Genomic DNA, 22,609 nt, shown 5'->3' with positions numbered 1-22,609 from the left:
CATCGCTGACCTGGACCTGACCCTGATCTGGGCGAATCAGGCGGCGGTGCAGACCGTGACCGCCATCTCCCCGGTGCTTCAGTCGACGTTCGGCCTGAGCGTGAAGGATGTGATCGGCGGGTCGATCCACCGGTTCCCCGGACCCGCCCGTGGGATCTGCGACCCGCCGCCCGGGGGTGGGGGCGGGCGAGATAAGGTGTCCGCATGGGTGGCGATCGGCCGGACCTCGGCCGAGTCGATGGCCGGCCCAGAGACCCTGCTGTCGGCGAGATCGCCCGCGCCTCGGCCATGGCCAGTGAGCAGGTGCGATCCACGGTCGCCTCGACGACCCGTGGGCGAGACACCCGACCGCGCCGAGATCGGCGAGTTCCTGAAGCTGATCACGGGGGTGGCCGAACAGACCAAGCTGCTGGCCCTGAACGCCACCATCGAGGCGCTCGAGCAGGGTTCTCGGTGGGGCAGGAGGTCGGCAACCGCCGGCCCCGGCCCAACCAGCGACATCGAGTCACGGATCGCGGCCATCCAGCGCGCGGCTGCGGCTGGGGTGCAGGCGTTGTCCGAGATCGAGACCCAGATCGGCGAGATCGAGCACGCCCAGGGCTCGGTCGCCTCGGCGATCGAGGCGTCGCGTCCACCGAAACGAGCTCCCACCCCCGACCAAAGGAGACCGCCGCCGGGCTGGACGACATCACCCGCCTGGCGGCCGACCTGCATCGGCTGATCAAGGAGTCGTGAGTCACCCGAGGCTGCTCTGCCTCGCACGAGGCGCGGTGGCCTGGCAGCATCTCCCTTCAGCCACCGCTCGAGGAGAGTGTCAGCCCATGGGCCTGTTCGACCTGTTGAGACCCCGTCGTGACTCGGTCGAGGTGACGCGGTCGGCCCTGGAGCAGGCCGACCAGACGGGCGATGGGGACGGCGGCGCGGTGACGGCGCTGATCACCTCGCTGCTCAATGTCGGCCTCGACGGCAAGGGGCCGATCGACTCGGCCATGACGGTCGCGGGCCACGCTCGCGAGGCCACGGACACCGTCGAGGAGGCCGTCGACAAGGTGGTGCGATCGCACGTCATCACCGGTGGCATCGGCGGCTTCGTCACCGGGCTCGGCGGCTTCGTCACCATGCCGATCGCTTTGCCGGTCAACGTGTTCGAGTTCTACGTGCAGGCCACCCGCATGGTGGGGGCGATCGCGCACCTGCGCGGTTACGACGTGAACCAGCCCCGGATCCGCACCGCCGTGCTGCTCACTCTGATCGGCTCGAGCGCGGATGACGTCCTGGCCAAGGCGGGCCTGAGCACCGGTGGCGGCCGGTTGACCTCGCTCGCCCTCAAGCGGCTGCCCCCGGCGGCCCTGCTGGTGATCAACAAGGGCGTCGGCTTCCGGCTGTTGCGCGGCGTCGGCGAGAAGGTGCTGGCCAAGCTGGGCCGGGGCATCCCGCTGGCCGGCGGTGTGGTCGGTGCCGGCCTCGACGGCTACCTGATGAAGAAGATCGCCGACCAGGCCAGCCACGAGTTCCCGCCGGTCGACGCCGGCTGAGCGACCCCACCAACCCTCGGTGATCATGTAATTCGTGCACGTTTTGTGCACGAATTACATGATCACCGAGGGTTGGCGGGGTGAATGATGCGGCGGTCGGTGACGATGCCGGTGATCAGGTCGGCCGGCGTGACGTCGAACGCCGGGTTGAGAGCGCTCGCACCGTCCGGGGCGATCCGGACGCCGTGCAGCGCCACCACCTCGTCGCGGCCGCGGTCCTCGATGACGATCGCGGCGCCGTCCGGGGTGGCCGCATCGAGGGTCGACTCGGGCGCCACCACGTAGAACGGCACGGCGCCACCGGCCTCGGCGGGTCGCGCGTGCCGGGCGGCCAGGGCCAGCGCGAACGTGCCCACCTTGTTGGCTGTGTCGCCGTTCGCCGCGATCCGGTCGGCCCCGACCAGCACGGCGTCGACCAGCCCGCGGCGGATCAGCGAGGCCGCTGCGGCGTCCACGATCAGGTCGAACGGGGCGCCGAGGCGGGTCAGCTCCCACGCGGTCAGTCGCGCACCCTGCAACAGCGGCCGGGTCTCGCAGGCGATCACGCGATCGAGCCGGCCGTCGCGCCACACCTGCTCGGCCACCGCGAGCGCGGTGCCGTGCTCGACCGCGGCGAGCGCGCCGGAATTGCAGATGGTCAGCAAGGCCAGCCGGCGCCGATCCGGCAGCACCCGGTACAGCTCGTCGGCGCCGCGCCGCGCCAGGGCGATCGAGGCCGCGATCTCGGCGTCGCGCAGCGCCAGCGCGACGGCGAGTACGGCCTCGTCGCGCTCCGGTCCCGGCGCCGTGCCCGCGATGGCGGACGCCGCCAGGTCGACGCCGCGGGCCAGGTTCACCGCCGTGGGCCGCGCGGCCCGTAATCGGGTGATCGCCTCGGCCGCGGCGTCCGGGGGCAGGGTACGGACGGCGAGCGCCACGCCCAGCGCCCCGGCCACTCCCAGCGCCGGCGCACCCCGCACCGCCAACCGCCCGATGGCCTCGATCAACTGATCCACGTCGGTCACGTCGAGGAAGACCAGCTCGTGGGGCAGCCGGGTCTGGTCCAACACGCGGATCCACGCGCCGGTTGGGTCCCAGTCGATCGGCCGCAGGGTGCCGGCTGCGGCCTTCGATGCCGTGCCACTCATGGCCAGGAACCTACCGCGGCGGATGCCGGTCGATTTGGGCCGATTCAGCCCGCTGGTCGCGCATCGGGCGAACTCACCGCGCGCCTTCGAATGATCGGCCACGGCCGCAGTGATACTGCGGGGATGGGGCATGACGGCACGGTGATCACCGACGACGTGGTGGTCACGGACGCCGCGCCCGCACCCGGCCCGCCGACGGCCGACCGGCCCGATGCCTCGCGCCCGGCATCGCGTCCCGCAGCACGCCCAGCATCGCGTCAGTCCGTGCGGCCCGCATCCCGAACCGAGGTCGGGCCGAATCGCCGGCCCGCCTCGCGCCCGGGCAGACCGCGGCCCACCACCGAGCCGATGCGTCGCCCCGATGCCCTGCCGGTGCGTCAGCGCGTCGTCCGGGCCGTGTTCCTGATCCTGCTCACCCTGGTGGTGCCCGGCGCCGCTCAGCTCGCCGCCGGCAACCGGTGGGTGGGGCGGCTGGCGGTGCGGATCTGGCTCGGTGTGGTGGGGCTGGTCGTCGTCCTCGCCGGGTTGTGGTTCGTGGCCCGGACGGTCGTGCTGCACCTGGTGACCAGCTCGCTGGTACTGATCCTGGTCGCGGTGTTCCTGTATGCCGTCGCGGTGGTGTGGCCGGTGCTGGTGGTGGACGCCTGGCGGTTGGGGCGGCCGGTGTTACTGCCGCGCCGGGCTCGCCTGGGCATGACCGGCCTGCTGGTGGTGGCCGTGCTGGTGACCAGCCTGCCGGTGCTGGGCGCCGGTCGCCGCACGTGGGCGGCGGCGAACCTGCTGGACGGCGTGTTCGGTGTGGGTGCCGAGTCGGCCGCCGTGGCGGGCCGGTACAACGTGCTGCTGCTCGGCGGGGACGCCGGCCCCGATCGCGTCGGCACCCGACCCGACAGCATGACGCTGGCCAGCATCGACGCCACGACCGGGCGGACGGTGCTGTTCGGCCTGCCCCGCAATCTCGAGAACGTCCGCTTCCCCGAGGGCTCGGCCGCGGCCAAGGCGCTTCCGCAGGGCTGGACCTGCGGTGACAAGTGCCTGTTGAACGGCATCTACACCTGGGGCAGCGAGCACAAGGCCGCCTTCCCGGGGGTGCGCGATGCCGGGGCCGAGGCGATGAAGCAGGCCGTCGAGGGCGTCACCGGCCTCGAGGTCAACTACTACGTCCTGGTCGACCTCAAGGGCTTCCGGCGGTTGATCGATGCCATGGGCGGCATCGATCTGACGGTTCGCGAACGGGTGCCGATCGGTGGTGGCACCTCGAAGGTGTCCGGCTACATCGAACCCGGAACCCAGCACCTCGACGGCTATCACGCGCTCTGGTACGCGCGGTCGCGCCACGGTGCCAACGACTATGCCCGCATGGCCCGGCAACGCTGCGTCATGAACGCCATGGTCGGGCAGATGGACCCCAGCACGCTGCTGGCCAAGTTCCAGGGGATCGCCGCGGCGGCGCAGGACGTCATGAGCACCGACATCCCGGCGTCCGACCTGGCCACGTTCATCACCCTGGGCAGCAAGGGCAAGAGCCAGAAGATCAGCAGTGTGGCGTTCGTGCCGCCGCTGGTGAACCCGGCCTACCCCGACTTCGCCCTGATCCACGACCGGGTGGTCCAGGCCCTGGTGACCTCGCGCAAGGAGTCGGCCACGCCGTCCGCCAAGGTCTCGCCGACCGCCTCGCCGTCGTTGGTCGCGATCCCCGGCGCCGGTGGCCTCAACGGCGTGCAGGTCTCGTCGGCCGCCACCCGCAAGGCCGTCTCGCCGTCGGTGGCGCCGTCGCCGATCTCGAGCGCGGACGCCGCCAAGGCCGCTCCCGAGGACGTCGCGGCCGCCTGTTCGCCGGCCTGAGGTGGGTTCTGCGGGTTCTGCCCTGCGCCTGCGGCGAGCGTCGATCGGCACCGAGGATTCTGGGCTACCGTCGGAGGCGATGTCCGCGACCATTCCCACCCCACCGGGTCCCACCTCACCGAGTCCCACCCCACCAGGTCCCGCGTCGGGCCTGACCGGTGACAGCTCCGGCGATGCCACCTGGCCGCCGGTGTCGGTCGTCGTCCCGGTGCTCAACGAGGAACGTCACCTGCACGAGTCGGTGACCCGGATCCTCGCTCAGGGGTACCCGGGTCAGCTCGAGGTGGTGCTGGCGCTCGGCCCGAGCACCGACCGCACCGACGAGGTCGCCGCGGCGCTGGCCGCCGCCGATCCTCGGGTGCGCACCGTGCCCAACCCGACCGGACGTACGCCCAATGCGCTGAACGCCGCCATCGCCGCCTCACGCCACCCGATCGTGGTGCGGGTCGACGGGCACGGCCTGCTCAATCCCGGCTACATCGCCACCGCCGTCCGGCTGCTCGAACAGACCGGGGCGGCCAACGTCGGCGGCGTCATGGCCGCCGAGGGCACCACCGACTTCACCCGGGCCGTGGCGACCGCGATGCGCAGCATCTTCGGGGTCGGCGGCGCCCGGTTCCACACCGGCGGTGAGCCCGGGCCGGCCGACACCGTCTACCTCGGGGTGTTCCGCCGCGAGGTGCTCGACCACCTCGGCGGGTACGACGAGTCGTTCCTGCGGGCGCAGGACTGGGAGCTCAACCACCGCATCCGCAGTGCCGGCCACACGGTCTGGTTCACCCCCGACCTGCAGGTGACCTACCGGCCGCGGTCGAGCCTGAAGGCGCTGGCCCGGCAGTACTTCCACTACGGCCGGTGGCGTCGGGTGGTGATGCGCCAGCACCCCGAGACGGTGAGCCTGCGCTACCTGACGCCGCCGGCCGTCGTCCTGGCGTGCGCGGCGGGGACCGTCGGGGCACTGGTCTCGCCGTGGGCGTTGATCGTGCCCGGTGGCTACCTGCTGGGCGTGCTGGGCGCCACGGCGCTGACCGCCAAGGGCCTGTCGCTGCGGTCGGTGGCGAGTCTGCCGGTGGTGTACGCCACGATGCACGTGAGCTGGGGTATCGGCTTCCTGACCAGCCCGAGGCGCCTGGCCCGCCGCGCTCCGGCACCGGCCGACGTCGGCTGAACCGGCGAGCCGACGAATCGATCGGACGACAGGACCCCCGTGCGCATCCTCATGCTGGTCGCGACCTCGCTGGCCTCGGACACCCGAGTGCTGCGTGAGGCCACCACGCTGGCCCGGGCCGGGCACTGCGTCCATGTGATCGGCAAGCAGGTGCCCACCGGCTGGCAGCCCCCGGACGGCGTCACCGCCTCGTCGGTGGGGGCCTCGTCGGTGTTCCGGCCGGACGGCGCGCCCTCGCTGTCGCGGCGCCGGCTGAGCCCGCCCGCCCGCACCGCCCGATGGCTGCTGCTGCCCACCCACCGCAACCAGGCCTTCGGCCGGTGGGCGACGGGTGCCGAGGCGGACGGGGCGCAGCGCGAGTACGACGTCGTGCACGCCCACGACTTCACCGCTCTCGAGGTGGGCGATCGGCTGGCCCGGCGCGCCGGGGTGCCCCTGGTCTACGACAGCCACGAGCTGTGGTCGGGCCGGCCGCGCATCGGACGCCCGACGCCGTGGCAGGCCCGCCGCGAGCGTGCCGTCGAGGCCGAGCTCGGGTCCCGGGCGGCGGCGGTGATCACGGTGGGGGACGGTGTCGCCGCCGCGTTGCGGCAGGCCTACGGCTGGCGGCACGTGCACGTGGTGCGCAACACCTTCCCGCTGCAGGCCGAACCGTCCGAGGGCGGGCCGGGGGACGGCGGGCAGCGAGTCACCCGCCACCGGTTGGACGCCCCGGTGGGCGCGGTCTACGCGGGGCGGTTGGCGCCCTACCGCGAACTCGAGACCATCGCCGAGGCCAGCCGCGGCACCGACCTGCCGATCACCCTGGTCGGCCCGGCCGACGAGACCTGGCTGGCGGCCTTCGACCCCGGCCGCGCTCGCGTCGAGCCCGCCCGCTCGGTCGAGGCCGTCGACGACCTGCTGGCCGAGGCCGGGCTGGCGCTGGTCACCCATTCCGACCGCTGGGTCAACCACCGGCTGGCGATGCCGAACAAGCTGTTCCACGCGGTGCACGTCGGGGTGCCGGTGGTGGCCACCGACGTCGGTGAGCTCGGGGCGATCGTGCGGCACCACGGTGTGGGGGAGCTGTACCGCCCGGGGGATGCGGCCTCGCTGCTGGCGGCGTTGCAGCGGGCGGGTGAGCGCTACGGCGCGCTGTGTGACGCCGTCCGGACGGCGGCCCCGGCCCTGTCGTGGGAGGCGGACGCCGCCGCGTTGACCGCTTTGTACGCCCAGCTGGGCGACGTTCCGGTGGCCGCCCCCGCGGCCGGCTCCGAGCCGGTGCCGGATGCGGGCGAGCGGGCCGACGCGGTCACTGGCGTCGACTACGCTGGTCGCTGGTCACGCACTGCGTCGGGCGGCAGCCCTCGCACTACGAGAGAGGTCGGGGAACACGAGCATGACGACCCCTGCTGACGTGGCGCGACCCGGCCCGCTGTCGTCGGAGACCCTGCACGTCTACGAGCCGCACCGTGCCGGTCTGCCCAAGAAGCTGGGGCCGTACTTCCGCGAGCTGTGGGAGCGGCGGGAGTTCGCCGCCGAGATGTCCCGCTCGGGCATCCGGGCCGCGAACACCCGCACCGTCTTCGGCCAGATCTGGCTGGTGCTCAACCCGCTGCTGCTGGCCCTGGTGTACTACCTGCTGGTCAACGTGTTGTCGCGGCAATCGCAGGGGATGGACTTCTTCGCCCACCTCACCGCCGGGCTGTTCACCTTCTACTTCATCAGCGGCTGTATGAGTACGGGCGCTGCCTCGGTGGTCGGCGGGGGGCGGCTGTTGCTCAACACCGCCTTCCCGCGGCTGTTGCTGCCGTTGTCGGCGGTCCGCACCGCGTTCTACCGGTTCTTGCCGACCATCCCGGTGTGGCTGGCGTTCTACCTGCTCGCGCCGAACCGGCAGTTCAGCTGGAAGACTGCGCTGTCCCTGGTGTTCCTGTTCATGATCGTCATCTTCTCCGCCGGGTTGGCCGCGATCTTCGCCACCTTGCAGGTCTACTTCCGGGACACGGCGGCGTTCCTGCCGTACTTCATCCGGATCTGGTTGTACCTGTCGCCGGTGATCATGACCGTTCAGCACCTGAAGAGCTATGCCTCGAAGGCCGGGGTCGAGCAGCTGCTCTACCTCAACCCGCTGTACTCGTTGCTCGGCGGGTTCACCGAGCTGCTGGTGGGCTCGCGCATGCCGCCGTGGCAGATGTGGGCCGGTGCGGTGGGCTGGACGGTCGGGGCGGCCCTGTTGGGGGCGTGGTACTTCATGTCCCGGGAGCGTGATTTCGCTGTCCGTATCTGACCAGACCACCGCCGCGGGCTTCGACGACGAAGAGGCTGCCCGTCGGGCCGTACGAGCCGAGGCCGACGCGGCGCGGGCGCTTCGCGCGGCCGGGCCGGCCGCCGTCCGGGTGCAGGACGTCTCGATCACCTACCGCACCACCTTCGAGCGGATCCCGACGTTCAAGAACGCCATCGTGCGGTTCGGGCGGGGCGAGCGTGCCGTCCGCGAGATCGAGGCGGTCAAGAACGTCACCTTCGACGTCCCGGTGGGCACGTCGCTGGGCATCATCGGCGCCAACGGCGCCGGTAAGTCGACCCTGATGCGCGCCCTGGCCGGCATCCTGCCCCCCACCTCGGGCCGGATCGAGGTCTACGGCCGGGTGAGCACCCTGCTGGCGCTCGGCGTCGGCTTCAACGGGCAGCTGTCCGGGCGCGAGAACGTCATCCTGGGTGGTCTGGCCTCCGGACTGAGCCGCAAGGAGGTCGAGGAGCGCGCCGAGGAGGTCGCCGACTTCGCCGACATCGGTGACTTCATGGACGCCCCGATGCGGACCTACTCCTCGGGCATGTTCAGCCGGCTGGCGTTCTCGGTCGCCGTGCACATGAAGCCCGACATCCTCATGATCGACGAGGCGCTGTCGGCCGGTGACGCCATCTTCAAGAAGAAGGCCGCCGACAAGATGAGCGAGCTGATGAAGAGCTCGCGCGCCATGTTCCTGGTCAGCCACGCCCTGGGCAGCGTCCGTGAGTTGTGCAACGACGCCATCTGGCTGCACAAGGGCAAGTTGATGATGCACGGTCACCCCGAGGACGTCATCGCGGCCTACAACCGGTTCATGCAGGTCGGCGAGGAGTCCTTCTCCCTCGAAGACCTCTGACCGGCGCGAGCGCGCTCGTGAGGCCGGACGTCTCGATCCTGACCAGCGGCCACGATGTGGCCGATGCCCGGCTGCACCGCGAGGTGGCCGCCCTGCGCCGTGCCGGGCTGAGCGTCGAGGTGCTCGGCCTGGGCGAGGCCACCGACGGCCCGGACGGCGCGCAGGTGCGCACCCGGGCCCGGCGCGGTCCGGTCGGCCGGGCGCTGCTGGCGGCCGGGCTGGGCTGGCGGGCGCGGGGCCGGCTGCTGATGACCCTCGACCCGGACTCCGCCGTGGCGACCTGGCCCGCGGCCCGGGTGCGCCGGCGCCGGTTGGTGGTCGACGTCCACGAGGACTACGCCGCCCTGCTGCGCGACCGGGCCTGGGCGCGCGGTCCGGCGGGAACGGTGGCCGCGGTGCTGGTGCGGGTGGCCGACCTGGCCGCTCGTCGGGCCGATCTGACGGTGGTGGCCGACGACCACGTGCCGCCGGCCACGGCCCGTCGCCGCCACGTGCTGCGCAACCTGCCGGACACCTCGATGATCCCCGAACCGGTGGCGCCCGAACCGGTTCCGCGGGCCGTCTACATCGGCGACGTGCGGGCCAGCCGAGGCGCGTTCGTCATGGTCGAGGCCATTGCGGCCGCGCCCGGCTGGACGCTGGACGTGATCGGTCCGGTGGCGCCGGCGGACGCCGCAGCGCTGCACGAGCGGTTGGCCGCCGCCGACGTCGCCGGCCGGGTTCGGCTGCACGGCCGGATGCCGCCCACTCAGGCATGGGCGGTGGCCGCGGGCGCGTGGGTCGGGTTGTGCCTGCTGGCGGACACCCCGGCCTTTCGGGACGCCGTACCCAGCAAGCTGGGGGAGTACCTGGCGGCCGGGCTGGGCGTGATCTGCAGCGACCTGCCGCGGCAGGCGGCCATCGTGCAGCAGTTCGGTGCGGGCGCCGTGGTGCCCTCGGGGCCGGAGAGCGCCGCGGCCACGGCCATCGTGCTGCGCGCGCTCACGGCCGATGCCTCACGGCTGGACCGGTGGCGCACCGCCGCGCAGACCGCGACGCGGGCGGCGTCCGGTACCGGGTACGACGAGTTCGCGGCGGCGATCGCCGCCGTGCTCAGTGCGCCAGCGATTGGCGCTCGGGGCGTCTGATCGCGCGCAGCTCGCGCTCGGCGGCCGCCAGGCCGGAGACCACCGGCGGTGCCGGGACGCGCCGGGCGATCCACCACGCCGCCGAGATGGCGCCGGAGTCCAGCGCCAGCACCAGCTGGGCGTTCTCGGCGCAGGCCAGCACCGCCGGGTCGCGGCGGGCCTTGGTGGCGAACTGCCGGGCGATGCCACCCCGGACGGCGCGGCGCACCGCCTGGTAGGGCTTGCTCCGACGAGCCTTGATGATCTTGCGCTTGGTGCCCCACCGCACCGTGCCGGCCATCCGGCGCAGCGTCAGGGGCGTGGCGTCCGAGGTTGCGGATTCGTCGGTGTCGGTGGCGTCTGTGCCGTCTGTGGTGTCTGCGGTGTCCCTTCCCTCCGCGCCGGTCTCGGACGAGTCCTCGGGCGGGGCCATCGCGTCGGTGGTCGAGGCGCGCGCCGCCGGACGGGACGCCGCCACGCGGACGGCGTCCTCGGGCTTGGGGGGCGGCGGGACGTAGCGCGTCACCGGGCCGAGGATCGTGGCCGAGCGCAGGCCCTGGGTGGATTCCATGGCGCGCCAGGTGAACAGGTCGATCTCGAGGTCGTCGCCACCGGCTGCCCGGAGCGACTCGCCGACCTCGGTCACCCGCGTACTCGACAGGGCGGTGCCGGCGGTGAGTACCAGGACTCTCATCGGGGTTCCCCCTGCGGCACGCCGGCGAGTTCGACCCTGCCCGTCGTGCCCGTCGTGCCCGTCGTCGTGCTCGACTCGGCGCCACCGGTCGGGGCGGGTGCGGGGATCACGACCAGGCCACCGACACTGGTGCTCAGTTCCTGCACCCGGGGCAGCAGTTGCAGATCGCGCTCGTAGGAGGCGGCGAACGCGCGGCACCGATCCCGAAGGTCGTCGTCCGCGTTCACGGCCGCGTGGGCGGCGGCGGTGAGGGCCTCGGCCACCGACGCCGGGTCGAGATCGCGCACCGGGAACCACATCGGGTAGCCGCGCAGCACGTCGGAGGCCGCGTTGATCGGGTCGTGTACCGACACGATCGGCATGCCGGTGGCGATGTACTCGAACACCTTGCCGCTGGTGACGTAGCGACCGGCACCGATGACCAGCAGCAGCACGTCGAAGGACTCGTAGACCGCGGCGATCTCGGTCTTGGCGACCGGTCCCTCGTAGCTCACGTCGGCGTCGGCGGCGTCCTCGACCAGGTTGGCCAGGTCGGCGCGGGGGGCGGCGTAGTAGCCCAGGTAGCCGTGCAGCCGGAGCCGACCCGTGGCGACCAACTCGTCGTCCTCGCGGGCCGAACGCCAGCCCTCGATCAGCTCGGCCAGCGGCACCTTGGGGCTGATCGTGCCCAGGTAGCCGAAGGTGAGCCCGGCACCGGCATCGGCGGCGTGGTGGCGGGCCGGTGGTGCCAGTTCGGGGTCGAAACCGTTGGAGACCACGTGCATCCGGGATGCACTGGCGGGATAACGCTTCTGGTGCCACGCCCGGATCGGCTCGTTCACGAACCACACCTCGTGAGCGGCGGCGATCAGGTCGCGCTCCCAGACCGCGGCGCGACTGCCCTCCTCGTGCAGCATGCCGCCCTCGAAGACGTCCAGCAGCCAGGCATCGCGGTAGTCCATGACGAACGGGACGCCGTGGCGGCGGTTGAGCACCCACGCGGCGGTGAAGTCGACGTTCGGGTTGGCGGTGGCCACCACCAGATCGACCGGGTCGGCCTGGTGGATGCGCAGCGCCGCCTGCTCGAGCACCTTGCGCCACGGCCCGTAGCCGGCCTCGGGGAAGTCGGCGGTGTCCTTGCGCACGTGCCGTTTGCGCCACCGGGCGGGGGAGTGCGCCCGCAACCAGGAGTAGCGCCGGATGTCGGTGTCGAGCAAGGGCCAGGAGAACGGCAACCGCTCGATCCGGATGCTGGGATCGACGTGATCCTCGAGGGTGGCGTCGAGCCCGGTGTACCGCTCGAACGCCTCGCGCTCGGCGGTCAGAACGGTGACGCGCCATCCGGCGTTCGCGAACGCGTTCGCGGTCGCCAGGGCGCGGTAGACCCCGCCACCTCTCGATGGGGGAAACCCCCATGCCACGTAGAGCAGGTGCGGCGCATCGCGCCGATCCGACATGCAACTTCTCCCAGCTGGCTCGGGTGGGTGGGAACCCGGGTGTGTTCGAGACCGTGGGTCCAACTCTAGACCACTCCGTGAGGGCTTTTGGCGACGTTCCGTAAGGCGCGGTCGCTCAACGTGTTCGGCATCCCTCGGCGGTCGGATCGCTACAGTGAGCGGGTGCCAGCAGCTGTGACCTCTGTCGCTGCCCGACTCGCCCGCCGCCTGCCCGCGCCCGCCCGGCGACTCGCGGGGCGAGCCCGCCGGATCGTGCGCCGGGCGCTGGGCCGGCCCGTTGCGGCCCAACGGGTTTCACGTCCCGCACCCCCGCCCCCGGTCGAGCTGCCGGTCCGGCCGGAGCCTCCGGACACCCCGGTGAGGCTGCTCATCGGCCCGGCCAACTTCGCCGGCCAGGGCTGGGAATGGGGTCGCGCTGCCGAGCGCGAACTGGACGGCGTCGGCGTCCAGGTGTTCATGTTCACTCGGCCCGATGGCTTCAACTACCCGTGTGACTACGGCGTGCCGGCGCCTGTCTATCGCTCGACGGCCTGGGGGATCCAGCAGGAGGACTACGTTCCGCAGCACTTCACGCACGTGCTGATCGAGGCGGGCCGGCCCGTGCTGGGCTTCGCGCACGGCGGCGAGGTGCCCGCCGAGGCGGCGCGGTTGCGCGCCGCCGGCGTCGCGGTGGCCATGCTGGCCCACGGCTCGGACGTGCGGTTGCCCTCGCGTCATGCCGAGCTGTACCCGCACTCGCCGTTCACCGACACCGAGTGGGATCTGGTCGCCAAGCTCGAGGCTCAGGCCGAGCGGCTCGGCGCGATCATCAACCAGGACACCGGGCTCGCCTTCGTCTCGACCCCCGACCTGCTGGACGACGTGCCCCGCGCGACCTGGCTGCCCGTCGTCCTGGACCTGGCGCGGTGGGCCTGCCCGACGGTGCCGCTCGAGCGCGAGCGTCCGCTGGTGGTGCACGCGCCGTCCAACACCCGGATCAAGGGCACCGAGCTGATCGAGCCGATCGTGGAACGCCTGGCCGAGAAGGGCCTGATCGACTACCGCCGGATCACCGGGGTGGCCAACGCCGACATGCCGGCGCTGTTCGCGCAGGCCGACGTGGTGCTCGATCAGTTCGTGCTGGGCAGCTACGGCGTCGCGGCGTGCGAGGGGTTGGCTGCGGGGCGCGTGGTGATCGGCCATGTCGCCGATCGGGTCCGCGACCGCGTCGGTGAGGACCTGCCGATCGTCGAGGCAACCGCCGACACCCTCGAAGAGGTGCTGGACCGGGTGTGTTCCGAGCGCGACTGGGCTCGGGCGCGGGCGACGTCCGGGGTGGAGTACGTCCGCCGGGTGCACGACGGACGGCGCTCGGCGCAGGTGTTGAGCGCTTTCCTCGAGTGAGCCGGTCGTACGCCTCGGGACAGCCGACCCTCAACCTCGGTGATCATGTAATCCGTGCACGCTCGTGAAGCGCTTCACGAGCGTGCACGGATTACATGATCACGGCGGGGCGAGGCGGTTCTGCGCGGCGGGTAGGCCGGACAGTGCCATGACGGGGCCGGACCCGGTGGTGTTGTCGGCCCTGCCGGCCCTACTGGTCTTGCCGTTCCTGGCGCGCCGTCGAGCTGCCAGCCAGACCGCGGGGATCGCCGCCTGATCGACGGCGACCAGCACCTCGGCCTCGCGCAGCAGGTCTCGCGTCCCCGCGTGGCGGGCCAGGCGCCGCGCCGCCGGCAGCCGGTCGGGGTCGAGGCGGAGTTTGCCCGCCGCGACCGGACGCCACGGCAGCCGGCCGGGCGGTAGCGGGGTGACGCCGTCCAGCACCTCGGCCAGCGCCGGCGAGGGTGGGCAGCGGTGGATCAGGTGCACCCGGTGCCCGGCGGCCTGCAGCGCCCGCACTCCCGAGATCAGGCCGTCCCCGGGCACCGAGGGGCCGAGCGCGATCAGCAGCACGGTCATCGCACGACTTCCGGGGAGGTGCGGGCGCGACGGGTGGCGACGAGTTCGCGCAGCGCGGCGACCCGGGGGGCGAGTTGGACGTCGCGGCGGAACGCCCGGGCCGCCTGCTGGGCCGCCCGAGCGCGCGCGGCCGTGTCCGGGTGACGGGCGTCCCGGGCCGCCGAGGCCAGGGCAGCCGCGATCGCGGCGGGGGACAGGTCGGCCGCCGGGTGCCAGCGCGGATACGACGCCAACACCTCGGCGGCGGCATTGCCCGGCGAGAGCACCGACACGATGGGCAGCCCGGTCGAGGCGTACTCGAAGACCTTGCCGCTGGTCACGTACTCGCCGCCGCCCAGGGCGAGGACCAGCACGTCGAAGGTGGCGTAGGTGGCGTCCACCTCGGTCTTGGAGACCGGCCCGTCGTAGCTCATGCCGGACGGCGCGGCCGCGTCCACCAGCGCCGCGAGCCCCGGATCGGGGGTGGCGTAGTAGCCGAGATAACCGCGCAGGACGGCGCGCGCGCCGTCCAGTTCGGGGGCCGTGGCGGCCTGCGAGTGGGGGAGTACGGCGTGCTTCCAGCCCTCGATCAGTTCGCGCAGCGGGACGACGGGGGTCAGCGTGCCGAGGTAGCCGACGGTGAGCGGGTGCTCGGGAGGACGGTCGGCGAACGGCACGGGTTCGGGCAGGTCACGGTCGTAACCGTTCATCACCACGTGCAGGTGCGCGGCGGCGTCCGGGTAGGTCTGGCCGTGCCAGCGCCGCAGCGCCTCGTTGACGAACCACACCTCGGTGGCGCCCCGGATCGCGCGCGCCTCCCACTGACCCGCGGGCGAGTCACCCGCCAGCCGCCGGGTGCCCGAGTAGGTGTGGAAGGTCCAGGCGTCACGGAAGTCGACCACGTAGGGGACGTCGTCCTCGGCGTCCAGGCGCAGTCCGGCGGTGATCGAGACCTGCGGGTTGGTGGTCGCCACCACCAGGTCGATCGGGGTGCGGGCGTGCAGTTCGACGGCGGTCTGCTCGATGCGGTGCCGCCACGGCCCGTAGCCCACCTCCGGGAAGGCGGCCAGGTCACGGCGCACCCGCAGCGTGCTCCACAGTCGGGGCGCCAGCACGCGCAGCGCCGGCCAGTCCGCGCGCGCGGTGAGATCGGTCTGCTGCGCCGGCCACGAGAACGGCACCCGGATCACCTCGACGCGCTCGTCGACCAGGCGCTCCAGGGCGTCGTCCGAGCCGGTGACATCGCGGAACACCTCGCGCGGCACGGTCAGCACGCTGACCCGCCAGCCGTCCGCGGCGAAGGCATTGGCCGTGGCCAGCGCGCGATGGACGCCGCCGGTACGCGACGGTGGGAAGCCCCACGCGACGTAGAGCACATGGGGTGGGCCGGTGAGCCGGTCTGTCACCTCGAGTCCTCTACAGCCGGTTGCGATACGTTGACGGCGCCAGCGTAGAACGCCGCTGACCTGTGGCACGCCACGTATCCCTCGAGCGAGCGCGCCACCTGACACCACCCGGATCAAGGAGTGCGATGGCCCGCATCGAGGCCAGTGCCGACGTCTCGCCCGACGCCACCATCGGTGAGGGCTCGTCCATCTGGCATCTGGCGCAGGTTCGTGAGAAGTCCGTGCTGGGCGCGGGCTGCATCATCGGACGCGGGGCCTACGTCGGCCCCGGCGTGCAGCTCGGCGACAACTGCAAGCTGCAGAACCATGCCCTGGTCTATGAACCCGCAGTGCTCGAGGACGGCGTGTTCGTCGGCCCCGCCGTGGTGTTCACCAACGACCACTACCCGCGCGCGATCAACCCGGACGGCACGCTCAAGAGCGCCCACGACTGGGAGCCGGTCGGGGTCACGGTGCGCACCGGTGCGGCCATCGGGGCGCGCTCGGTGTGTGTTGCCCCGGTCACCGTCGGCCGCTGGGCGATGGTGGCCGCCGGGTCGGTCGTGGTGAAGGACGTGCCGGACTTCGCGCTCGTCGCCGGGGTTCCGGCCCGCTGGATACGATGGGTCGGCCAGGCTGGCGTCCCGCTGGAGAGTGCGGGCGAGGGGCTGTGGCGCTGCCCGCAAACCGGGCGGACCTATCGAGAGCGCGCCGCCGACGAGGGTGCCGAGGCGCTTCAGACCCCACACGGCACTGTCTTGGAAGAAATCGTCCTGGAAGAGGTAGACCACGCATGACCGGATTCATCCCGCCCGCCAAGCCCTTGATCGGTGACGAGGAGCGGGAGGCCGTCGACCGTGTGCTGCGTAGCGGCATGCTCGCGCAGGGTCCCGAGGTCAAGGCGTTCGAAGAGGAGTTCTCGGCGCACTTCGGCCTCGGCCGGGCCTGTGTCGCGGTCAACTCCGGCACCTCGGGGCTGCACCTGGGGTTGCTGTCGAGTGGGGTGAAGGCCGGCGACGAGGTGATCGTGCCCTCGTTCACCTTCGCCGCCACCGCCAACTCGGTGGCCCTGACCGGTGCCACCCCGGTGTTCGCCGACATCGAGGCCGACTCGTTCTGCCTCGACCCCGCTGCCGTCGAGGCCGCGATCACCGAGCGCACCGTGGGCATCATGCCGGTGCACCTGTACGGGCACCCGGCGAACATGCCCGCGCTGCAGGCGATCGCGGACAAGCACAACCTGCAGATCTTCGAGGACGCCGCGCAGGCCCACGGCGCCTCGCTGCACGGCACGCCGGTGGGTGCCTTCGGCACGTTCGCGATGTTCTCGCTCTACCCGACCAAGAACATGACGTCGGGCGAGGGCGGCATGGTGTCGGCGGCGAATCCGCAGGTCGAGCGCCTGCTGCGGCTCTACCGCAACCAGGGCATGGAGATGCAGTATCACAACGAGGTCGTGGGCTTCAACGCGCGGATGACCGACATCCACGCCGCTATCGGCCGGGTGCAGCTGACCAAGGTCGGCGGCTGGACGAAGCAGCGCCAGGACAATGCCGCGTTCCTGTCGGCGAACCTGCGCGGGGTGACCCCGCCGCCGGTGGCCGAGGGCGCCGTCCACGTCTATCACCAGTACACGGTGCGGGTGCCGGAGGACCGGGATGGTCTGGCCAAGGCGCTGCGCGAGGAGTACCAGGTGGGTTCGGGCATGTTCTACCCGGTGCCCAACCACCGGTTGGCGCCGTTCGCGGTGTCGGTCGACCTGCCGCAGACCGAGAAGGCCGCGACCGAGTGCCTGTCGCTGCCGGTGCACCCCTCGCTGACCCAGGACGACCTCGAGCGCATCGTCACCGCCGTGAACACGCTCGCCGGGGCAGGTGCCTGATGGGATTCAACGGACAGTTGCCGCTGCGTGCCGGGTTGATCGGCGTCGGCATGATGGGCCGCCACCACGCAAGGGTGTTGCGCAGCCTGCAGGACGTCGAGCTGGTCGCCGTGGCCGATGCCGGTGGCGACCCGCACGGGGTGGCCGGAGGCTTGCCGCTGTACTCGACCGTGGAGGAGCTGATCGCCCACGGCATCGACTACGCCATGGTCGCGGTGCCGACGATCCATCACGAAGAGATCGGGCTCGCCCTGGCCGCAGCCGGGGTGCATGCGATGATCGAGAAGCCGCTGGCGCAGGACAGCGCCGCGGCGCTGAACCTGGCCGATGCCTTCGAGAAGGCCGGCCTGGTCGGGGCGGTCGGGCACATCGAGCGCTACAACCCGGCGTTGCAGAACCTGCGTTCCCGGTTGGAGCACGGTGACCTGGGCAGCGTGTACCAGGTGGTCACCCGGCGGCAGGGGCCGTTCCCGGCCCGGATCGCGGACGTCGGTGTGGTCAAGGACCTGGCCACTCACGACATCGACCTGACCGCGTGGGTGACGCAGCAGAACTTCGCCTCGGTCAGTGCGCGGACGGCGTTCAAGAGCGGGCGCCAGCACGAGGACCTGGTGGCCGTCGTCGGTCAGCTGACCGACGGCACGGTCACCTCGCACCTGGTCAACTGGCTCTCGCCGATGAAGGAACGGGTCACCATCGTCACCGGTGAGCGCGGCGCCTTCGTCGCGGACACCCTGACCGCCGACCTGACCTTCTTCGCCAACGGCCTGATCCCCACCACCTGGGACGGCGTCGCCGCCTTCCGGGGCGTGGCCGAGGGCGACATGATCCGGTTCGCGTTCGCCAAGCCCGAGCCGCTGCGCACCGAGCACGAGGCGTTCCGGGACGCCGTCCTGGGCAAGAGCATGGACGTCGTGACCATGCGCCAGGGCCTGGCCACTGTGGCCGTGGCCGAGATGGTGCTCACCTCGGCGCGCGAGGGGCGTGTGGTCGAGGCCCCCCAGCCCTGACGCCGATACGACGTCGAGTGGGGACGAACGCACCGTTCGCGAGCTGAGAACGGTGCATTCGTCCCCACTCGTCGTGCGCTGAGGTGCTCCGCCCTGTCCGCCGCCACGTTCTGTGCTCACGTTGAAGATCACGTTGAGGGATTCGTGCATACCGCAAGATCACGCTGAGGGATTCGTATGCGTGAATGCGACGGAATCCCGCAACGTGATCTTCAACGTGATCAGGCGAATCACCCGTGGGCGGCACCCGTGGGCGGCGAGCAGTTCGTCGGCGACCCGGAAGGCGGCCTTGCCGTCGCCGTAGGGCGTCGACTGCGGGCCGGCGGGGACGGCGCGGACGGCGACATCGGCGACCTGGGCCAGACCGGGGTCGAGGATGTTCCAGCCCGACTCGAGGGTCTCGGTCCACTCGGTCTCGGTGCGCAGTGTGGTGCACGGCGTCCCGAGCAGGAACGCCTCCTTCTGCAGGCCGCCCGAGTCGGTCACCACCCCGGCCGCGCCCATCACGGCGCGCACCATCTGGGGGTAGGGCAGTGGGTCGGTCGCGACCACCCGCGATGCCCCGGTACCGGAGGCACCACGGGACAACGAGATCCCGAACTCCTCGGCGCGGGCGCGCAGCCGCGGGTGGGCCAGCAGGACGACGGGTACCGGCACCCGCGCCAGGGCGTCGATCAGCGCCGCCAGCCGCTGCGGCTCGTCGGTGTTGTCGGCCCGGTGGATGGTCGCCACCACGTACGGCGCGGCGGGGTCGACGCCGTCCGGCAGGTCGGCGGGCGCCTCGCGCACGGCATCGCGCACCAGGAAGCAGACATCGGTCATCACGTCGCCCACCAGCCGCGACCGGGCGGCCAGACCTTCGACCGCCAGGTGGTCCATCGCGACCTGGGTGGGTGCCAAGAGCAGGTCGGCGGCGTGGTCGGTGAGCACTCGGTTGTGCTCCTCGGGCATACGCCGGTTGAACGAGCGCAGCCCGGCCTCGAGGTGGGCCACCGGCAGGTGCAGCTTCACCGCCGCCACGGCCCCGGCCAGGGTCGAGTTGGTGTCGCCGTAGACCAGCACCCAGTCGGGGCGGTGCGTGGTGAGCACCTCGTCCATCGCGGCGAGCATCGCCCCGGTCTGCGCGCCGTGCGAGCCGGACCCGACGCCCAGGTGCACGTCGGGGGCGGGGATGTGCAGGTCGGCGAAGAACGCGTCCGACATCAAGGCGTCGTAGTGCTGACCGGTGTGCACGATGACGTGCTCGATGGACTCGCTCGATCCGGCGCCCGACCTGGACGCCGACCCGGCCGTGGTGGCCGCGAACGCGGCCGCCACCGGGGCGAGCTTGACGAACTGGGGGCGGGCACCGACGACGCTCAACACCTTCACGGCGCCCCACTCTAGGGGCGGACGGCGCCATGCCTCATCGGTACTACCCTGAGCGCTGTGTCGAGCCGGCCGCGGGTGGTGCTGTTCCGTGCCAATGGCGTCGACACCGACTCCCGGGCCAAGAAGTTCGGGATGACGCTGGCGCGGCTCGGGTACGACGTGCACCTGCTGTCCGCCGAGCCGGCCGGCTCGTCGACCGGCACAGCGGCAGCCGCCGTCACGACACCGCGTCATCTCACCGCGCACGGCCGCGGCGGGGAACTGCAGGTCACCGTGCACACCGTGCTGGTCGGTACCACGCACCGTGACCTGCATCGCGCCGCCTTGGTGCACCGTCGGCGCCGCCGGTTCACCCTGCTCGACCGCTCCTCCGAGGACGAGTACCGCACCGCGATGCGTGAGCTGCGGGCCGCGATGACCACCGCGAGCGGCGCCCGGAAGGTGCTGGGCGGCGTCCGGCTGGCCTGGCGCGGGGGCCGCGGCAAGCTGCAGTGGGCCATCAACGTCGCGCACCGGCTGGCCTGGCGGCGGTGGGACGACCTGCGCGCCAACTCGACCTGGCTGGCCACCACCCGTGGGGTGCTGCCCGAGATCGAGGACTACGCGGCGGCCTTCGCCCCGGTGCTCGATCGGCTCGAACCCGAGGTGATCCACGCCCACCACCCCCTGGTACTCGGCACTGCGGTGCGTGCCGCTCGCCGTCGCCGCGCCGCCGGTGCCGCCTGCCACGTGATCTACGACGCCCGTGAGGACTTCGCCGGTCTACCGGTGCAGGAGCAGGGACGTCGCCGCCGGCACGCCGTGCTGGTGCGTGAGGAGGCCCGCTACATCCGTCAGGCCGAGGCGGTGATCACGGTCTCGGAACCCATCGCCGCCACCCTGGCGGCGCGCTATGCGCTGGCCACCACCCCCACGGTGGTGCTGAACGTGCCGGTGGACGACGTCACGCGCCGTCCGGGGGGTGGCGCCGTCTGGGGGTTGCCGACGGTGCGCGACGTCATCGACGTGGCCGGTCGGCCGTTGGCCGCCGAGGTGCCGCTGCTGGTCTATTCCGGCGCGGTCAGCCAGGCCCGTGGCGTCGATGTGCTGATCGAGGCGCTGCCCCACCTGCCGGGGGTGCACGCCGTCGTGGTGCCGGTGCCCTACCCGCACCCACAGCTGCCCGCGCTGCAGCAGCGGGCGGCAGAACTCGGGGTGGGTGAGCGGTTTCACGTCGCGCCCCCGGTCGGCCAGGATCACCTGCTGCACTATCTGGCGGGCGCGGATCTTGCGGTGTTCCCGATCCGCACCGGGTCGGCCAACATCGAGCAGGCGCTGCCCAACAAATTGTTCGAGAGCGTGCACGCGGGGTTGCCCATGGTGACCTGCGACGCGGCCTTGATCGCGGCCTTCGTGCGCGAGCACGACCTGGGCGAGGTGTTCTCGTTCGGTCGTCCGAACCGGTCCGGTACCGGTCAGGACGCCGCCACGGCCGGCGTGAGCCTGGCTCGCGCCGTCCGGCGAGCGCTCGACAATCCGCGCAACTCCTACGACCCGCACTGGCAACAGGTGCGTCGGCACTACTCTTGGCAGGGCCAGGAGCGCGCCATCCGCGGGGTGTACACACCTCTGGTGGCGCCCCCGACCCCGGACGGCATCGAGGTCGAGCCGTTCGGATCGCTCACCGTCGATGGAAGGTCTTCGTGAACATCACTGTCGTCGCCCTCGGCAAGATCGGTCTGCCTCTGGCGGTCCAGTTCGCCACCCGCGGGCACCACGTGATCGGTGCCGACGTGAACGCCGGTCTGGTCGAGACCGTCAACGCGGGCATCGAGCCCTTCCCCGGTGAGGACCACCTCGCCGACTACCTCGCCGACGTCGTGGCCGGTCGCAGTGTCAACGGCGCCCCGGCCGGTCGGCTGGAGGCCACCACCGACACCACCGAGGCGGTGCGGCGCAGCGAAGCCGTCGTGGTCGTCGTCCCGCTGTTCGTCGACGCCGACAGTCAGCCCGACTTCGGCTGGATGGACGACGCCACCCGCGCCATCGCGGCCGGGCTGCAGCCGGGCACCCTGGTCAGCTACGAGACCACGCTGCCGGTCGGCACCACGCGCACCCGGTTCCTGCCGATGCTCGAGGCGGGCAGTGGCCTGAGCGCCGGCAAGGACTTCCACCTCGTGTTCAGCCCCGAGCGGGTGTTCACCGGTCGGGTGTTCGCCGACCTGCGCAAGTACCCCAAGCTGATCGGTGGCATCGACGCCGAGAGTGCCAAGCGCGGGCAGGCGTTCTACGAGCAGGTGCTGACCTTCGACGAGCGCCCCGACCTCGACCGCCCCAACGGCGTGTGGGACCTGGGCAGCGCCGAGGCGGCCGAGATGGCCAAGCTCGCCGAGACCACCTACCGCGACGTCAACATCGGCCTGGCCAACCAGTTCGCCCGGTTCGCGGCACGCAACGGCATCGACGTGCACCAGGTGATCGAGGCCAGCAACAGCCAGCCGTTCAGCCACATCCACCGGCCCGGTATTGCGGTGGGCGGGCACTGCATCCCGGTGTACCCGCGGCTGTACCTGTTCAACGACCCCGACGCCACCGTCGTCCGCGCGGCCCGGCAGGCGAACGCCGAGATGCCCGAGTACACCGTCGGGGTGCTCGAGGGTGCCCACGGCGACCTGCGCGGTCAGCGGGTGCTGGTGCTCGGGGCGAGCTACCGGGGCGGGGTGAAGGAGACCGCGTTCAGTGGCGTCTTCGCCACCGTCGAGGCATTGCGGGCGCGCGGTGCCGAGGTGTTCGTGGACGACCCGATGTTCGCCGACGCCGAGCTGGAGCGGTACGGCTTCACCGCCTACCCCAAGGGCACTGCGGTGGACGCCGCGATCCTGCACACCGACCACGCCGGCTACCGCACGCTCACCGCGACCGATCTGCCGGGGGTGCGCACCGTGGTCGACGGCCGTGGGGTGCTGGACGCCGCGAACTGGCCGGATGTCACGCTGCGCGTCGTGGGGCGTGGCTGAGGCCAC

20 protein-coding genes are annotated in these 22,609 nt (G+C 72.0%); 14 read left to right on the top strand and 6 right to left on the bottom strand.

Annotation, left to right across the window (positions count from 1 at the left end; all coding sequences use genetic code 11):
- Positions 1-331: 331 nt before the first annotated feature.
- Together IPK24_18535 and IPK24_18530 are read left to right on the top strand one after the other, a co-directional pair.
- The gene (locus IPK24_18535; protein ID MBK8077509.1) at positions 332-721 is read left to right on the top strand and encodes a hypothetical protein; all 390 of its coding nucleotides are present in this window, start codon (positions 332-334) and stop codon (positions 719-721) included.
- A gap of 100 nt (positions 722-821) precedes the next feature.
- The gene (locus tag IPK24_18530) at positions 822-1,535 is read left to right on the top strand and encodes an EcsC family protein (GenBank protein ID MBK8077508.1); all 714 of its coding nucleotides are present in this window, start codon (positions 822-824) and stop codon (positions 1,533-1,535) included.
- Positions 1,536-1,597: 62 nt separating this feature from the next.
- Here IPK24_18530 and mtnA read toward each other — a convergent pair whose 3' ends face one another.
- Entirely contained in the window at positions 1,598-2,626 is a 1,029-nt protein-coding gene (mtnA, locus tag IPK24_18525) for an S-methyl-5-thioribose-1-phosphate isomerase (GenBank protein ID MBK8077507.1), read from the bottom strand.
- A gap of 159 nt (positions 2,627-2,785) precedes the next feature.
- Here mtnA and IPK24_18520 point away from each other — a divergent pair, with 159 nt between their 5' ends.
- The 6 genes from IPK24_18520 (at position 2,786) to IPK24_18495 (ending at position 9,930) form a co-directional block, all read left to right on the top strand.
- Positions 2,786-4,507: an LCP family protein gene (locus IPK24_18520; GenBank protein ID MBK8077506.1), complete on the top strand. Its 1,722-nt coding sequence runs from the start codon at positions 2,786-2,788 to the stop codon at positions 4,505-4,507.
- A gap of 79 nt (positions 4,508-4,586) precedes the next feature.
- The gene (locus tag IPK24_18515; GenBank protein MBK8077505.1) at positions 4,587-5,675 is read left to right on the top strand and encodes a glycosyltransferase family 2 protein; all 1,089 of its coding nucleotides are present in this window, start codon (positions 4,587-4,589) and stop codon (positions 5,673-5,675) included.
- 39 nt (positions 5,676-5,714) lie between these two features.
- On the top strand, positions 5,715-7,070 hold the full coding sequence (locus IPK24_18510) for a glycosyltransferase (GenBank protein MBK8077504.1): 1,356 nt from the start codon (positions 5,715-5,717) through the stop codon (positions 7,068-7,070).
- Complete coding sequence (locus IPK24_18505) at positions 7,054-7,944, top strand: ABC transporter permease (GenBank protein MBK8077503.1); 891 nt, start codon at positions 7,054-7,056, stop codon at positions 7,942-7,944. Before IPK24_18510 ends, IPK24_18505 begins: the two co-directional genes overlap by 17 nt.
- Positions 7,931-8,803, top strand: coding sequence for an ABC transporter ATP-binding protein (locus IPK24_18500; GenBank protein MBK8077502.1), 873 nt, complete (start codon positions 7,931-7,933; stop codon positions 8,801-8,803). Before IPK24_18505 ends, IPK24_18500 begins: the two co-directional genes overlap by 14 nt.
- Positions 8,800-9,930 (top strand): glycosyltransferase, encoded by a 1,131-nt coding sequence (locus IPK24_18495; GenBank protein MBK8077501.1) that lies wholly within the window; start codon positions 8,800-8,802, stop codon positions 9,928-9,930. Before IPK24_18500 ends, IPK24_18495 begins: the two co-directional genes overlap by 4 nt.
- Here IPK24_18495 and IPK24_18490 read toward each other — a convergent pair.
- Both IPK24_18490 and IPK24_18485 read right to left on the bottom strand, forming a co-directional pair.
- On the bottom strand, positions 9,896-10,603 hold the full coding sequence (locus tag IPK24_18490) for a hypothetical protein (protein MBK8077500.1): 708 nt from the start codon (positions 10,601-10,603) through the stop codon (positions 9,896-9,898). The genes IPK24_18495 and IPK24_18490 overlap by 35 nt on opposite strands.
- Entirely contained in the window at positions 10,600-12,039 is a 1,440-nt protein-coding gene (locus tag IPK24_18485; GenBank protein MBK8077499.1) for a glycosyltransferase, read from the bottom strand. The genes IPK24_18490 and IPK24_18485 overlap by 4 nt, the downstream gene beginning before the upstream one ends.
- A gap of 162 nt (positions 12,040-12,201) precedes the next feature.
- On the opposite strand from IPK24_18485, the gene IPK24_18480 reads away from it, so the two are divergent.
- Positions 12,202-13,422 (top strand): hypothetical protein, encoded by a 1,221-nt coding sequence (locus IPK24_18480; GenBank protein ID MBK8077498.1) that lies wholly within the window; start codon positions 12,202-12,204, stop codon positions 13,420-13,422.
- Positions 13,423-13,521: 99 nt separating this feature from the next.
- On the opposite strand, the gene IPK24_18475 is transcribed toward IPK24_18480, so the two are convergent.
- Positions 13,522-13,980: a hypothetical protein gene (locus tag IPK24_18475; GenBank protein ID MBK8077497.1), complete on the bottom strand. Its 459-nt coding sequence runs from the start codon at positions 13,978-13,980 to the stop codon at positions 13,522-13,524.
- The gene (locus IPK24_18470; protein ID MBK8077496.1) at positions 13,977-15,365 is read right to left on the bottom strand and encodes a glycosyl transferase; all 1,389 of its coding nucleotides are present in this window, start codon (positions 15,363-15,365) and stop codon (positions 13,977-13,979) included. Before IPK24_18470 ends, IPK24_18475 begins: the two co-directional genes overlap by 4 nt.
- A gap of 125 nt (positions 15,366-15,490) precedes the next feature.
- Here IPK24_18470 and IPK24_18465 point away from each other — a divergent pair, with 125 nt between their 5' ends.
- From IPK24_18465 to IPK24_18455, 3 genes are read left to right on the top strand one after another with little or no spacing between them, the layout of a single operon-like run.
- Positions 15,491-16,141: an N-acetyltransferase gene (locus tag IPK24_18465; protein MBK8077495.1), complete on the top strand. Its 651-nt coding sequence runs from the start codon at positions 15,491-15,493 to the stop codon at positions 16,139-16,141.
- Positions 16,138-17,226, top strand: coding sequence for a DegT/DnrJ/EryC1/StrS family aminotransferase (locus IPK24_18460; GenBank protein ID MBK8077494.1), 1,089 nt, complete (start codon positions 16,138-16,140; stop codon positions 17,224-17,226). The genes IPK24_18465 and IPK24_18460 overlap by 4 nt, the downstream gene beginning before the upstream one ends.
- The gene (locus IPK24_18455) at positions 17,226-18,236 is read left to right on the top strand and encodes a Gfo/Idh/MocA family oxidoreductase (protein MBK8077493.1); all 1,011 of its coding nucleotides are present in this window, start codon (positions 17,226-17,228) and stop codon (positions 18,234-18,236) included. The genes IPK24_18460 and IPK24_18455 overlap by 1 nt, the downstream gene beginning before the upstream one ends.
- A gap of 159 nt (positions 18,237-18,395) precedes the next feature.
- Here IPK24_18455 and wecB read toward each other — a convergent pair whose 3' ends face one another.
- Positions 18,396-19,841, bottom strand: a complete 1,446-nt coding sequence (wecB, locus tag IPK24_18450; protein MBK8077492.1) for a UDP-N-acetylglucosamine 2-epimerase (non-hydrolyzing) — start codon at positions 19,839-19,841, stop codon at positions 18,396-18,398.
- A 48-nt stretch (positions 19,842-19,889) separates the two neighbouring features.
- Between wecB and IPK24_18445 the strand changes: the two genes are divergently transcribed.
- Positions 19,890-21,293 carry a glycosyltransferase family 4 protein gene (locus IPK24_18445; GenBank protein ID MBK8077491.1) on the top strand — a complete coding sequence of 468 codons (1,404 nt, stop codon included), beginning with the start codon at positions 19,890-19,892 and terminating at the stop codon, positions 21,291-21,293.
- A complete protein-coding gene (locus tag IPK24_18440; protein ID MBK8077490.1) occupies positions 21,290-22,603 on the top strand; it encodes a nucleotide sugar dehydrogenase in 1,314 nt (437 codons plus the stop codon). Before IPK24_18445 ends, IPK24_18440 begins: the two co-directional genes overlap by 4 nt.
- Positions 22,604-22,609 lie beyond the last annotated feature (6 nt).

The sequence above is a fragment of the Kineosporiaceae bacterium genome, assembly GCA_016713225.1.
Classification (GTDB): domain Bacteria; phylum Actinomycetota; class Actinomycetes; order Actinomycetales; family Kineosporiaceae; genus JADJPO01.
Note: the sequence above shows the minus strand (reverse complement) of the source record. Positions and strands in the feature narration are given on the sequence as shown.

Bases quoted from the DNA above. Each gene is read 5' to 3' on its own strand.
- wecB (MBK8077492.1), bottom strand. From the start codon at position 19,841: ATGACGCGGTGTCGTGACGGCGGCTGCCGCTGTGCCGGTCGACGAGCC.
- IPK24_18515 (MBK8077505.1), top strand. From the start codon at position 4,587: ATGTCCGCGACCATTCCCACCCCACCGGGTCCCACCTCACCGAGTCCC.
- IPK24_18460 (MBK8077494.1), top strand. From the start codon at position 16,138: ATGACCGGATTCATCCCGCCCGCCAAGCCCTTGATCGGTGACGAGGAG.
- IPK24_18520 (MBK8077506.1), top strand. From the start codon at position 2,786: ATGGGGCATGACGGCACGGTGATCACCGACGACGTGGTGGTCACGGAC.
- IPK24_18490 (MBK8077500.1), bottom strand. From the start codon at position 10,603: ATGAGAGTCCTGGTACTCACCGCCGGCACCGCCCTGTCGAGTACGCGG.
- IPK24_18530 (MBK8077508.1), top strand. From the start codon at position 822: ATGGGCCTGTTCGACCTGTTGAGACCCCGTCGTGACTCGGTCGAGGTG.
- IPK24_18465 (MBK8077495.1), top strand. From the start codon at position 15,491: ATGGCCCGCATCGAGGCCAGTGCCGACGTCTCGCCCGACGCCACCATC.
- IPK24_18475 (MBK8077497.1), bottom strand. From the start codon at position 13,980: ATGACCGTGCTGCTGATCGCGCTCGGCCCCTCGGTGCCCGGGGACGGC.
- IPK24_18505 (MBK8077503.1), top strand. From the start codon at position 7,054: ATGACGACCCCTGCTGACGTGGCGCGACCCGGCCCGCTGTCGTCGGAG.
- IPK24_18485 (MBK8077499.1), bottom strand. From the start codon at position 12,039: ATGTCGGATCGGCGCGATGCGCCGCACCTGCTCTACGTGGCATGGGGG.
- IPK24_18455 (MBK8077493.1), top strand. From the start codon at position 17,226: ATGGGATTCAACGGACAGTTGCCGCTGCGTGCCGGGTTGATCGGCGTC.